Here is a 12,498-nt window from a genome sequence, read left to right on the forward strand (position 1 = left end):
CCCCTTTGCGACGAATGCATTACAGACCGGCTCGACCTTTCTTCGGTGTCACAGGCAAGCGTCGCCACCGGAGCAGCTGCCGGCGTCGGAGGATTTGAGCGGCTCAAAGAGCCATGCGGCCTTTGCGGCGAGCCGCGGCACGTCATTCGTTACAAAGGCTGAACTTCGCAATTCGCCGCGGAAAGATCGAGCGCGGCTGAATGGGCGTGCTCTGGCGCCGGCAGGCGGCGCCAGGGGCCGCGCGTTATCTTGGGCCGCGCAGCGCACTTGGCTCGCTATCCTTGCCGGACGGCGGCTGGCCCACAGGCCCGCGCGCACGCCGCCCGGCTGCGGCCTCGCCAAGAGCGCGTTTGCCTTTGCGCGCTTCGCGCGGTTCTTTGACGCCTTGCGATAGTTACGGGGTTTGAATCGATCGGCGGTCGGCACTACGGATCCCGCAATGATATTCAGTCTGTTCCTGCTCGCCTCGGTCGTTCCGGCCGGCCAATCCTTCACCTGCACCCCCGTCGCAGTCTGGGATGGCGATGGGCCGATCTGGTGCGCGGAAGGTCCGCATGTTCGCCTTTCCGGGGTCGCCGCACGCGAAATGAATGGCAGCTGCAGTTCAGCGCATCCCTGTCCGGACGCCGATCCGGTCGCGGCGCGCGATCATCTCGTCGGCCTGCTCGGGACGCCGCAAGGGCGGAACCGGACTGGCCATATTCTCGTGCGCGGACCGGCCATGCGCTGCCTATCGCGCGGCGGGGCCGGCGGCACCCGCACCGCCGCCTTCTGCACATCGCCCCGGTCGGGCGATATCTCCTGTGCGATGACCCGCAGCGGCCTCACCGCGCGCTGGGACAAATATTGGGGTGCGCATCGCTGCGATTGATCGGACCGGATCGGGCGGGTGGGTCAGGTGGACCGGCCTTTGAGTCCGGCGCGGATCGTTGAATGGACGCGGCGGCAGCTCTCTCTCAGTTGCTCAAGGCCACCCCTTTTCTGTCGCCTTTCTGCGGGCCCGGCTCGCCTCTGGCCGTCAACCCCATGCGGGGTTCGCCCTCGCGTTCCGCTCGGTGACGGCAGCTCGCGGTCCCTTCTTCCGGCGCCATCGGGAAAGTCCCCGAGCAACCGAAGGAGAAAGTCCATGCCCACCATCGCCAACCTCAACGTCAAGGCCGACGGCAGCTTCGAAGGCACGCTCGCCACCCTCAACGTCACCGCGCAGATCGCGATTGTCCCGAACGGCCGCAAGGCCAAGGACAACGAACCCGATTATCGCATCCTCAGCCGCAAGAACGGCTTCGAACTTGGCGCAGCCTGGGTCAAGACCGCCAAATCGACCGGCGCCGAATATATCGCAGTGACGATGTCGGCCCCCGAGTTCGGGACCATCTACGGCAATGTCGCAAACGCCCCCGGCGACGACCCGATGAAAAAGGTCATCATCTGGAACCCGCCTGCCTGACGGGCACCCCGGCTCCGCCTTCGGGCGGAGCCGATTGATTTCATCACGTGAAGGCGGTCCTCTGGGCCGCCTTTTCGTGTCTTGTGCTGACGAGTGTGGGTTTCCGGGGCCCGGCACTCGGTTATCCTCCTTTTCGGCGACTGGGCTGTCGCAGACGACGAGTGCCGCGCATGTTGCGAACGGCAGAATGTCGACAGGTCTTCGAAATGAAAGGTCAGCGAGGGGGCCGGGACGCGGCGGCGAACCGGGGGCGGGTGGGGCGTGGGGGCTCTGCCGCATGGGATCGGGCCATACCCGCTCTCGATTGCCGCTGATCCCTTGGCCGAGGCCAGGCCTCCTTCAATCAACCCGTGAAGGGTCCCCACGCTTCGCTCGGGCCGCGGCTTCGCGCGCGGTGATTGCGGCCTGTCCCCGTCCGGCGGGGCGCCTGTCGAGCGGGAATGGCCCGCTCCCAAGGACAGGAGTTGATCCCATGCCGCTTTCCACCGCCCAGTCGCTCGGATGGAGCCTCGCCCGGACCATGATGACCGTGATCATCCTCATCGAGACCAGCGCCGGATATTCGGTCATGCCGCTCGATGAGTTCGACGGCGACCCCGAAACGATCGTCAGCGAATATGACCCGTTCAATCGCTAAGCGTCTGGAATTGGTTCCAGATTGGAGCCGGTTCGGGGTCTCCCCCGAGCTGGCTTTGGCTATGCTGTGCCTGCAGGTTGCGCTGCGGAGGTGGTGGCGGGCGCGTCCGATGGGAGGACGTTCATGACCCTGATGCTGATCCTTGGCGCGGTTGCGGCATTTTATGGCCTTCTCCTGCTCTTTCGCTGCGCGACTTACGCGCTGCCACTCTTCGCCGGGCTTGGTCTGGCCTTCACGCTTCGGGACCAAGGTTTCGGCTGGATGGTCATTTTAGCGGTGGGATTGCTCGCGGGTGTCTCCGTCCATACCCTCGGCCGGCACCTGGCGCGCGGCTCGGCTCCGCTCGCCGTCAGGCTTGGCGTCATCCTGATTTTCGTTGGCGCCGCCGCGGCTGCTGGCTTTCAGGTTGGGGTCGCGCTCGCGATGCTGGCCGACCTCAATCCCTGGACGCAGCGCGGCATGTCCATCCTGACCGCCGTCGTCACCGGCTATGCCGGTTGGCGTGATCTCCTGTCGCCGGGGGGTGGGATCGAGCGACCAGCGCTGCACAGCTAGGCGTTCGCCCGCCTCTCATCGTCTTCGCTTCCCGGCCGACCGGCAACGCAACCGTCCGCAGAGCCGTCCCATCGCGGCCTCTCGACATGCGCCATCTGTCAGCGCGCCGCTTCGCTGGCCCGGCTTGGTGCAACCGCGCCGTTCGACTTTCTTCCCCTGGCGTGCCGCCATTCCTCGCGAAACAAGAAAGACGAACGGCGCGATCCTCCGCTGCGCTGCGGGCCTGCGGCTGCACCGCCGGTCCCCCGCTGACGACCGATGCGCATCGAGGCCGCGATGGTGCGGCCCGAGCCAAGGAAGGAATGCGACATGGCCAAGATCGGCACGTTCAAGAAAGTCTCCGGAGAATATCGGGGTCAAATCACCACTCTCTCGGTGCAGGCGAAATCGGTTCGCATCGCACCCGAAAAAGACCCCAGCGGCAATGCTCCCAGCCACCGTGTTTTCGTTGGAGACGTCGAAGTCGGCGCAGCCTGGGAAAAGCAGACGCAGGACAAGCGCCCCTATCTTTCGGTCAAGCTCGACGATCCGAGCTTCACCGCCCCGATCTTCGCGCAACTGTTCGCGGGCGAAGGCGAAGAGCACGACCTGGTCTGGAGCCGCCAGACCCGCCGCGGCGACTGAGCCGCAGGGACCCGCCCGGCAGCGCCGGGCGGGATACCCATTACTGGGGATGGATATCCCCGCGTCTTGGAATTGGCGCATGCCCGCATATCGCCAACTCTTCGGTCTCCCCGGAGGCTGTTATGGCGATCGAGACGACGGCAAAAAGCGAAGGGCCGCTGCGCCTCGACTTTCCCGGCTACGCCCAGGAGTTTCTGCGCCGCAGTCCGGACTATCGCCGTGACTATCGAAGCGTGATGTCGGATCGCAAGGCCGATCCGGCGTCGCAGGAGGGCATGGCCCGGCGATGGGGCCTCTGCTTTCCCGGTCGATCCGCGTGTTTCCGCGCTCGACGCGCCAGCCTTCTGGGACGCGGCGGTCTGCCCCTATATCGTGATCCTCGACGCTGCACCGCCGACTTTTGCCGCTGACCTGCGCCTCGATCCGGCTCGCTGGACGCATCGCCTTTGCTCTCGGATCGCGCTTGACGGCGGTCATTATATATTGGGCGAAAACCGCATCATGCACCGGATCTGGCTGCGCTGCGATCCAGCTCACGGTGCGCTTGCTGCGCTGATTCCGTGCGATGGCATGGCCGAGACGCGCCTACAGGCGGTAGCGGATCTGGAACGATGGCTCCGCGGCATATCGTCGGCGTCGGCCGTGTCTCGGCCGACATCCTACCAGGCACAGCGCCTCGATTTGCTTCTGTCGATTCTCGATCTTCGCGGCGAACTGGACGTGACCAGCCATGAGGTCGCCCGCCGGCTCATCTATCCACGCCTGGATGTCGGCCGCGGCTCGGCGTGGAAATCCTCTCCCGAGCGGCGCCGGACCCAGCGGCTCATCCGCGAAGCCGAGGCGCTGGCGGCGGGCGGATACCGCGCGCTGCTGGCAGACCGGGCGGGGCGACAAAAATAGCGCCGCAATTCTGCCGCTCCCCCGCGCGCGCGCTTTCGCGCCACCACGCGACATCGCCCGCCGGCCCGCGCTTTCCGGTCCGGCCGCTGGAAGGAGCCCCCCATGACCACCGGTCACCCACCGCGTTTTCTGACGACCCCCGATGCCGCAAAGCGGGTCGGCCTCTCGCACCGGACGCTGGAGAAGCATCGCTGCTATGGAACGGGTCCCGCCTATCGCAAGCTTGGCGGCCGGGTCGTCTATGCGATCGACGAACTCGATGCCTGGGTCGAACTTGGCCGGCGTTCGTCGACGTCCGATCCCGGCACCGGCACCGTGCACCCGGCGCGGCAGGTGCAGCGCTAATGCGCGGCGTCGATTTTGAACGGGCGCTGCGCCCGCGGCTAACCGCTAATTGCAACGCTGGCACACACCCGTCGCCGCGTGACACCGCGCTCACTGAGGTCGAAATGACCTGGATCGAGGGGCGACACGAGCAGTGGATCCGCTTCGGCCGCATCGCAGCCGAGCGCATCTTGAGCCGCGCCAAGCGCGTCGCGGCGTTCCGGCCCGGCGCCGTCTTTGCTTACGTGCGCTGGACGTCGAACGACTTCGGGACGATCCATTCGACCATCGCGATTGCCGCGGCGGTTGTGCCTGGCGAAGCTTATGCAACGCTGCCGTTCGTCCATCCCGGCGCGGATATCCTCGCGCGGATCGACGGCTGGCCGAAAGTGCAACAGGCGCTTGAGGCGATCGACGCGGTCGAAGCGACCGGCATCGATGCCTGCGATGCGGCGCCCGATCATTGGCGCCATGTCGGCAGCCGGATTTCGGCGGGGCTGCCATTCCGGCCATATTCCCGTGACCGCCATACGGCATGGCTGCGCCGCCGGGCGGTCGAGTTATGAGCCGCCGGGCACTTCGCGCCACGGCGGCGGCCGCGGCGATCTTCAGCACATCGTTCGTCGCGGTTGCGTGGCTCAAGCCCGCGCCGCGCTTCCTCTGGAATGTGAGCGCCAGCGCTCCGACCGGCCTCTATTGGGTCGATGTGGGCGCGCCGCCGCGGCTCGGCGACCTTGTCGCCATCGCCCCGCCGTCCGCACTCGGGACATTCCTTGCGCAGCGCGGATATTTGCCGCGCGACGTGCCGATGCTGAAGCGGGTCGCCGGTCTTCCCGGCGCGCTCGTCTGTCGTTCCGGCGTCTTCGTCACGCTCGATGGCGTCGCGGCCGCCCGCGCGCTGGCGCGCGATCGGGCCGGTCGTCCGCTCCCCGTCTGGACGGGTTGCCGGATCGTCGGCGGTGACGAACTCTTTCTCGTCAATGCGGCGCGCGACAGCCTCGACGGCCGCTATTTCGGGGCGATGCCGGCAGCTGGTCTGCTCGGCACCGCGCACCCGATCCTCACCCGCTCGCATCCGACGGCGGCGCTTCGCTGGGGCTCCGCCGAACCCGACCACCCGCCATCACGCAGCAAGGAGACGTCATCATGATCATCGGGACAATGCGCCGGAATACGACGGGAGGATATTCCGGCTCGATCAAGACGCTCGCGTTCGACGCGCAAATCGAGCTCGCACCGGCAGCCTATTCTGAAAAAGAGAATGCGCCAGGTTGGCGCTTACTGATCGGAGATCCCGCACTCGGTGCGGAGATCGGGGCCGGTTGGGATCGCACGGGTCCGCGCGGTTTATATATTGCGCTGCAGATCGACGACCCGAGCCTTGCTGCGCCGTTGCGCGCAAATCTGGTTCGCCTGGGCCCAGACGACGGCGATTTGTCTATTCTCTGTTCGCGCCCCGAACCGCAGGCCGGGAACTGAGCCATGGGGCTGCTGCTGCGCTTCGTGGGTGGGTTCGCGCTTCGCGTCAGCGTGCCTTGCGGCGCGTTTCTTGCGTCATTCGCGATGCCTCTGGCTTGCCCGCCCGCTGCCGCGGCGGTGCAACCGGCGCGCCATCCTCATGCCGCACCGGTCGCCGAAGCCGCACAGCGCTTCGGCATTCCGGAGCTTTGGATCTGGCGCGTGATGCACGCCGAAAGCCGCGGCAAGGTTGGTGCGGTTTCGCACGCCGGGGCGATGGGGCTGATGCAGATCATGCCCGGAACCTGGGCGTCGCTGACCGCGCGCCATCGGCTCGGGGCGGATCCGTTCGACCCGCGCGCCAATATCCTCGCCGGTGCAGCCTATCTGCGCGCGATGTGGGACCGCTATGGCGACGTTCAGTTGATGCTCGCGGCGTACAACGCGGGGCCGGGCCGCGCCGATGCCTTCGCATCGGGGCGCCGCGGTCTGCCCGCTGAGACGATCGCCTATGTCGCCAAGATCGCACCCGAATTGCATGTATCAGGCAGCGCCGCAACTGCTCCGTCGATGCTGTCGCCCGCGCCGGGATGGCGCGATGCGGCGCTCTTCGCTGAGCGAAATTTGCCGTCTGACGACGCACAACCTGCAAGCCCGTCGGGAACGGCTGCGCCTGCCCGGGCTGCAGGTGCTTCCATTTTCATTCCCTTGTCCGATGGCCGTGACCGGTGACGGACGGCGGGGCCGCTGGGTTTTTTGACAGGCTCTGCTCAGGGCCGGTGGTCGCTTGCTGGAAGGGACATGGGGGAGGGCAAGATAAAAGCCGTGCCAGCTTCGGGCACTCCATGGTCGGTTTTCTGCGGGTTTGCGCGTATGGCTCTGCCGAAATCTGCCATATCATCGCGTTGAACGCGCCGTTTTCTCCCAACTTTTCGTATGGCACCGCCCCCGATGCGCGGTGACGACCATGATTTCCGCATCAGGCCGGGACGGAGCCGCGATCGCGGGGCAGGGTCGGCAGGCAAGGGCAAGCGGCTCGCTACGCAGGTGCGCAAAGCAGCCTCGCGGTCGGGCTACACCCGCTCGCGGCCTGGCCGCGGCGCTGGCGGCGGGACCGGCACGCATGGACGGGGCCGGCGGGCCATGGCGGCGATGCGCCGTCAGCCTGGCGCCCGGCGCGTCACGGTCATGGCGCGCGTCGTCCGCCACCAAGGCGCGCGGTTTCGCGCCGCGCCGCTGGCGCGTCATATCTCCTATCTCGAGCGGGAAGGCGTGACCCGTGACGGCCGCGACGCGAGCATGTTCGATGCGGGCGGCGACGCCGCCGATCGCGATGCCTTCGCCGCGCGCTGCGAAGACGACCGGCATCACTTCCGGCTGATCGTGAGCCCGGAGGACGCCGCGGATCTCGGCGATCTCCGTTCCTTCACGCGCGATCTCATGACGGACATGGGACGCGATCTCCAGACCCGCCTCGACTGGGTCGCGGTCGATCATTGGAACACCGACAATCCGCATATCCATATCCTCGTGCGCGGCGTCACCGATGATGGCGCCGATCTCGTCATCGACCGCGGCTATATCGCCGCAGGCATTCGCGGACGGGCCGAAGCCCTTGCGACGCTCGAGCTCGGTCCGCGCAGCGAGATCGACATGCAAAGCGCGCTCGCGCGCGAAGTCGATGCCGATCGCTGGACAAGTCTCGATGCCCGACTGCAGAGGCTCGCCGACGAAGCGGGCGGAGTCATCGATCTGCGCCCCGCAGCGAACGAAGACCGGCATATGCACGGCCTGCTGGTCGGCCGCGCCGCCCGGCTCGAGCAGATGGGTCTCGCCGAGCGGCAGGGCGCCGGCCTTTGGGCGCTCGGGGCCGGCGCCGAGCCGGCGCTGCGCGAGGTCGCGGTGCGCGGCGATATCATCAAGACGATGCACCGCGCGCTGTCGCGCGGCGGGCGCCGCTTCGATCCCGCCGCGCTCGCGCTTCACGACGGCGCGCCCGAGACCGCGATCGTGGGCCGCCTTGTCGAGCGGGGGTTGCATGACGAACTTGCCGGCAGCGCCTATGCGATCGTCGACGGCGCCGACGGGCGAACCCATCACATCCGCTTCAACTACATGGAGATGACCGGTGATGCCAGGCCGGGCTCGATCGTCGAGCTCCGCAGTTGGGAGGATGGCAAGGGGCGCGCGCATATGTCGCTTGCGACGCGCTCGGACCTCCCGCTCGCGTCGCAGGTCACCGCGCCCGGCGCGACCTGGCTCGACCGCCAACTCGTCGCCCGTGAACCGGTCGCGTGCGGGAATGGCTTCGGTCTCGAAATCCGCCAGGCGATGGAGAAGCGGGCGCGCTATCTCGTCGAGCAGGGATTGGCGTCGCGCGCCGGGGACCGGCTGACCCTGTCATCCGGGCTCATCGACAAGCTCGCTTCGCGCGAACTGGAAGCCGCGACCGCATCGATTGCCGAGCGGACCGGCCTTGCCCACAAATCGTCGGCTGCCGGCGACTATGTGAGCGGCGTCTACCGCGAGCGCGTGACGCTCGCATCGGGGCGCTTCGCCATGATCGACGACGGGCTGGGTTTCCAGCTCGTTCCCTGGCGCCCCGCGCTCGACTGCCACCTCGGCCAGCACATCACCGGCACCATGTCCCCCGGCGGCTCGGTCGATTGGGCGCTGGGTCGGGGAATCGGCATTTAGAAAGGCATTTGGCAATGAACGACAAGATTCTCTGGGGACAGATTACTGCGGTCGGTTCGATCGTGATCTTCGCGGTCTGGGCAGCAACGCAGTGGACCGCGGGCGCGCTTGGATTTCAGCCGGCGCTCGGCGCGCCCTGGTTCCGCATCGGTGACTATCCGGTCTATCCGCCGCCCGCCTTCTTCTGGTGGTGGTTTGCCTATGATGCCTATGCGCCGCCGATTTTCTACCGCGGCGCCATGATCGCGGCGTCGGGCGGCTTCGCCTCGATCATTGTCGCGATTTCCATGTCGGTGTGGAGGGCCCGTGAGCGGCAGCGCGCCGAGACCTATGGTTCAGCGCGCTGGGCCGAGGCTGGCGATATCCGCCGCGCAGGCATGCTCGACGAGGCTGGGGTCATCTTGGGGCGCTTTGGTCGGAGCTATCTTCGCCATGACGGCGCCGAACATATCCTATGCTTCGCGCCGACACGGTCGGGCAAGGGCGTCGGGCTTGTCGTGCCGACGCTGCTCACCTGGCCGGGCAGCTGCATCGTGCATGACATCAAGGGCGAGAATTGGCAGCTGACGTCGGGGTTCCGGGCCCAGCATGGGCGCGTCCTGCTCTTCGATCCCACCAATATCGCGTCGGCCGCTTACAATCCTCTCCTCGAAGTGCGGCGCGGCGCGTGGGAGGTGCGCGACGTCCAGAATGTCGCCGACGTAGTTGTCGATCCGGAAGGCAGCCTCGAGAAGCGCAACCATTGGGAGAAAACGAGCCACTCGCTTCTCGTCGGAGCCATCCTGCATGTTCTTTATGCCGAAGAGGATAAATCGCTCGCAGGCGTCGCGGCCTTCCTCTCCGATCCGCGGCGCGGTATCGCCTCGACCCTGCGCATCATGCAGTCGACGGCACATCTCGGCGAGAAGGGTATCCATCCCGTCGTCGCGGCGGCGGCGCAGGATCTGCTCAACAAGTCGGCTAATGAGCGGTCGGGCGTCCTTTCGACCGCCATGTCCTTTCTAGGGCTTTACCGCGACCCCGTCATCGCTGCGGTGACGCGGCGGTCGGACTGGCGCATCGCCGACCTTGTGGCGGGGGAGACGGCGACCTCGCTCTATCTCGTCGTGCCGCCCGGCGACATCAGCCGCACCAAGCCGCTCATTCGTCTGATCCTCAATCAGATCGGGCGGCGGCTCACCGAGGAACTTAATCCGCGTGCGCGGTCGCAGCGCCTTCTTCTCATGCTCGATGAATTTCCGGCGCTGGGGCGGCTCGATTTCTTCGAGAGCGCGCTCGCCTTCATGGCCGGCTATGGGATCAAGGCGTTTCTGATCGCCCAGTCCTTGAATCAGATCGAGAAGGCTTACGGCCAGAACAACGCCATCCTCGACAATTGTCACGTCCGAGTCAGCTTCGCGACAAACGACGAGCGGACGGCCAAGCGGATCTCGGACGCGCTCGGCACCGCCACCGAAATGCGCGCAATGAAAAATTATGCCGGGCACCGGCTATCGCCCTGGCTTGGCCATCTGATGGTCTCGCGGACCGAGACGGCCCGCGCCTTGCTGACGCCCGGCGAGGTCATGCAACTGCCGCCCGATCAGGAAATCGTCATGGTCGCCGGCGTCGCGCCGATCCGGGCGAGCAAGGCCAAATACTATGCCGACCCCCGATTGATGGCGCGGATCCTGCCGCCGCCCGCGCCGCCGCAAGTCGGCGAAAGCCGTCCCGACGACTGGAGCGCGTTGGAACGACCGAAAGACCTGTCCGGCGGGAAGGTCGAGATCGCAGTTCATGATGAGATCCCCGATGCGAGCGACGGCGAGGAGGACGATAGCGACGCCAACAGCGGTATCCGGCAGGAGCCGGCGATGGCCGACCATGAGAATATCGTATCTGAGGCTCGCCCGGATGTCAGCGAGTTCGATTTCGCAACCGAGGAACGAGAGGATGACCCCGTCCGCGAGCGCAAGGCGATCGACGGTGCGATGCGCCGCGGCGCCCGCCTGGCGTCGCAGGATCCGGACGACGGGATCGAACTATGAGGAAGTCGTCGGTCAAGCGGACCTTCCGGATCGATAGCGTGCTGGCGCGCCAGCTCGACGAACGCGCGAGCAGCCGCCGCATCACGCGCACCGACATCGTCGAGGCCGCGCTCGCATCTTTGCTCACTCCCGATCATGAGGAGCGACTTGAGGCCGTGCTGACGCGGCGGCTCGATCGGCTGTCGCGGCAACTCGACCGGCTCGAATGGCATGTCGAATTGTCGAACGAAGGCTTCGCGCTGTTCGTCCGCTCCTGGCTGATCAACAATCCCCCGCTCCCTGACGCGGCACTCCGGGCGGCGCAAGTGACTGGCAAGAAACGGTGGGAGGCCTTTGTCGATTCGCTGAGCCGCCGGATGGAGCTCGGGCCGAAGCTTGGTGACGAATTGTCCCGCGACGTGGACGGCGATCATTCGTCGCCCGCCGCGAAATAGGCCAGGAGGCGTTGCGCGAGATCGGGGGCCATCCGGATGAAATTGCGTCTTCCGTCGTGGCGATCCGGCTCCCGCGCCAACAGTCCCTCGTCGCAAAGGCGCTGCAGCAGCCTGAGGGCCGTCGTTCTCGGAAGGCCCGACGCGATACAAAGCGAGCTGGTCGATACTGATTTCGCCGCTGCCTCATGGATGAAGAGATCGATGAGCATATCCCAAGCCGGTTCGCCGAACAGGCCTTCTGCGCCGACAAGTTGTCGGCGCAGAAGGCGCCGCCGCCATACGCGCTGCGCGTTGGCGAGCGCCAACTCGGCATCGGGTGAGTTCCGCCAATCGGCAATTCTGTCGCGAAGTAGCGTGCCGGGCGAAGACGTCCGACCGGAGGCAGGTCGTCCCCGGAGGATCATCCGATGCCCCCGGAGCGCGACAATGATATGTTCCAGCACCTCAACGTCGAGCGCTTGTCCGATCGTAGCCAGGCGTTCGGTTGCCTCGATATCGAACCGGCTGGGCGCTGGGTCGCCGCTCGGATGGTTATGGACGAGAATGATCGCGGCGGCGTCGAGTTCGATCGCTCGCCGAAATATCGTGCGGGGATAGACTGCGAGATGGCCGAGCGTTCCGCGCTGCAATTGTTCATCCGCAATGAGGCGGTGCGAGGAGTCAAGGAACAGCACGCGCAGCGCCTCATCGGGAAGCGCCCCCATCGATGCCCTCAGATAACGCAGCAATTTGGGATTGTCGGGGTCGATGCCGCGACCGCTCAGCTCTTCGCGCATGGCCTCCAATGTCGCGCACCGTGCGGCGACGAGCATCGCGCCGACCGGGCTGTCCTTGCCGAGCGTTCGCGCCAGCGCTTCGGGGGACTGGGCGAAAAGGCGTGCGAGTGTCCGATGTTCCGCGAGCAGTCGCTCGGCTAGGGACTCGCAATGCTCGGGATCGATGGCCGCGACGAGATCTGCCAGCATGGCTCGTTGGCGCCGCGCGCCAGCCGACGCTGGTGGCGCCAGGTTGCGAGGATGAGGATCGCCGGCACCGGCCAGGACGTCGCCACCTGCATCGCGAGATAGGCTGCCGGATGCAGCGCCACGTCGAGAATCCGGCTCGAGTGCGCAAGGAGCGGGACCATGTGCAAGACGGCGATGCACATGGGCCAGAAGCGATGCGCAAACAGCGCGAGCGTGACGGTGGATGCGGCTCCAAACAGGTCGATCGCGAGATGACCGGTGTCGAGTGAAGCGAAGGTCGGCGGAACGAACAGGTGGAGCAATTGATCCAAGCCCACCATCGTTGCTGCGATCGCCGCCATCGTCCGTTCCGGCCCGCCGCCCTTCCAGGCGGCATAGCCGACAGCAACAGCCAAGAAAGCGAGAAACAAGGCGATGCGCATGCCCTGAA

17 protein-coding genes are annotated in these 12,498 nt (G+C 66.4%); 15 read left to right on the top strand and 2 right to left on the bottom strand.

Annotation, left to right across the window (positions count from 1 at the left end; translation table 11 throughout):
* Positions 1 to 439 precede the first annotated feature (439 nt).
* The 15 genes from IPF76_RS07905 (at position 440) to IPF76_RS07975 (ending at position 11,103) form a co-directional block, all read left to right on the top strand.
* Positions 440 to 871, top strand: a complete 432-nt coding sequence (locus IPF76_RS07905; protein WP_037557225.1) for a hypothetical protein — start codon at positions 440 to 442, stop codon at positions 869 to 871.
* Between the two features lie 255 nt (positions 872 to 1,126).
* Positions 1,127 to 1,447 (top strand): DUF736 family protein, encoded by a 321-nt coding sequence (locus tag IPF76_RS07910; protein WP_037557208.1) that lies wholly within the window; start codon positions 1,127 to 1,129, stop codon positions 1,445 to 1,447.
* A 472-nt stretch (positions 1,448 to 1,919) separates the two neighbouring features.
* Complete coding sequence (locus IPF76_RS07915) at positions 1,920 to 2,084, top strand: hypothetical protein (RefSeq protein WP_167919412.1); 165 nt, start codon at positions 1,920 to 1,922, stop codon at positions 2,082 to 2,084.
* A gap of 123 nt (positions 2,085 to 2,207) precedes the next feature.
* Complete coding sequence (locus tag IPF76_RS07920) at positions 2,208 to 2,639, top strand: hypothetical protein (RefSeq protein WP_058539111.1); 432 nt, start codon at positions 2,208 to 2,210, stop codon at positions 2,637 to 2,639.
* A gap of 309 nt (positions 2,640 to 2,948) precedes the next feature.
* The gene (locus IPF76_RS07925) at positions 2,949 to 3,263 is read left to right on the top strand and encodes a DUF736 domain-containing protein (protein WP_037557681.1); all 315 of its coding nucleotides are present in this window, start codon (positions 2,949 to 2,951) and stop codon (positions 3,261 to 3,263) included.
* Positions 3,264 to 3,385: 122 nt separating this feature from the next.
* Positions 3,386 to 3,673: a DUF6499 domain-containing protein gene (locus tag IPF76_RS07930; protein WP_197411505.1), complete on the top strand. Its 288-nt coding sequence runs from the start codon at positions 3,386 to 3,388 to the stop codon at positions 3,671 to 3,673.
* 73 nt (positions 3,674 to 3,746) lie between these two features.
* A complete protein-coding gene (locus tag IPF76_RS07935) occupies positions 3,747 to 4,163 on the top strand; it encodes a DUF2285 domain-containing protein (protein WP_293842152.1) in 417 nt (138 codons plus the stop codon).
* 102 nt (positions 4,164 to 4,265) lie between these two features.
* Positions 4,266 to 4,508: a helix-turn-helix domain-containing protein gene (locus tag IPF76_RS07940; protein ID WP_037557574.1), complete on the top strand. Its 243-nt coding sequence runs from the start codon at positions 4,266 to 4,268 to the stop codon at positions 4,506 to 4,508.
* Positions 4,509 to 4,534: 26 nt separating this feature from the next.
* Complete coding sequence (locus IPF76_RS07945; RefSeq protein ID WP_037557683.1) at positions 4,535 to 5,053, top strand: DUF2840 domain-containing protein; 519 nt, start codon at positions 4,535 to 4,537, stop codon at positions 5,051 to 5,053.
* Positions 5,050 to 5,637: a S26 family signal peptidase gene (locus tag IPF76_RS07950; RefSeq protein ID WP_037557575.1), complete on the top strand. Its 588-nt coding sequence runs from the start codon at positions 5,050 to 5,052 to the stop codon at positions 5,635 to 5,637. The genes IPF76_RS07945 and IPF76_RS07950 overlap by 4 nt, the downstream gene beginning before the upstream one ends.
* Positions 5,634 to 5,966 (top strand): DUF736 domain-containing protein, encoded by a 333-nt coding sequence (locus IPF76_RS07955; RefSeq protein WP_037557576.1) that lies wholly within the window; start codon positions 5,634 to 5,636, stop codon positions 5,964 to 5,966. Before IPF76_RS07950 ends, IPF76_RS07955 begins: the two co-directional genes overlap by 4 nt.
* Before the next feature lie 84 nt (positions 5,967 to 6,050).
* Positions 6,051 to 6,677: a lytic transglycosylase domain-containing protein gene (locus tag IPF76_RS07960; protein WP_081933254.1), complete on the top strand. Its 627-nt coding sequence runs from the start codon at positions 6,051 to 6,053 to the stop codon at positions 6,675 to 6,677.
* Between the two features lie 219 nt (positions 6,678 to 6,896).
* Positions 6,897 to 8,642 carry a DUF3363 domain-containing protein gene (locus IPF76_RS07965; RefSeq protein ID WP_293842159.1) on the top strand — a complete coding sequence of 582 codons (1,746 nt, stop codon included), beginning with the start codon at positions 6,897 to 6,899 and terminating at the stop codon, positions 8,640 to 8,642.
* Between the two features lie 14 nt (positions 8,643 to 8,656).
* Entirely contained in the window at positions 8,657 to 10,669 is a 2,013-nt protein-coding gene (locus tag IPF76_RS07970) for a conjugal transfer protein TraG (protein WP_293842162.1), read from the top strand.
* Positions 10,666 to 11,103, top strand: a complete 438-nt coding sequence (locus IPF76_RS07975; RefSeq protein ID WP_037557578.1) for a hypothetical protein — start codon at positions 10,666 to 10,668, stop codon at positions 11,101 to 11,103. Before IPF76_RS07970 ends, IPF76_RS07975 begins: the two co-directional genes overlap by 4 nt.
* Here IPF76_RS07975 and IPF76_RS07980 read toward each other — a convergent pair.
* Both IPF76_RS07980 and IPF76_RS07985 read right to left on the bottom strand, forming a co-directional pair.
* Positions 11,079 to 12,068, bottom strand: a complete 990-nt coding sequence (locus IPF76_RS07980) for a JAB domain-containing protein (RefSeq protein WP_293842165.1) — start codon at positions 12,066 to 12,068, stop codon at positions 11,079 to 11,081. The two genes, IPF76_RS07975 and IPF76_RS07980, sit on opposite strands and share 25 nt — an antisense overlap.
* Entirely contained in the window at positions 12,017 to 12,490 is a 474-nt protein-coding gene (locus IPF76_RS07985; RefSeq protein ID WP_037557579.1) for a hypothetical protein, read from the bottom strand. Before IPF76_RS07985 ends, IPF76_RS07980 begins: the two co-directional genes overlap by 52 nt.
* Positions 12,491 to 12,498: the final 8 nt, after the last annotated feature.

Origin of the sequence: Sphingopyxis sp. (genome assembly GCF_016704835.1) — a bacterium.
Lineage (GTDB): Bacteria > Pseudomonadota > Alphaproteobacteria > Sphingomonadales > Sphingomonadaceae > Sphingopyxis.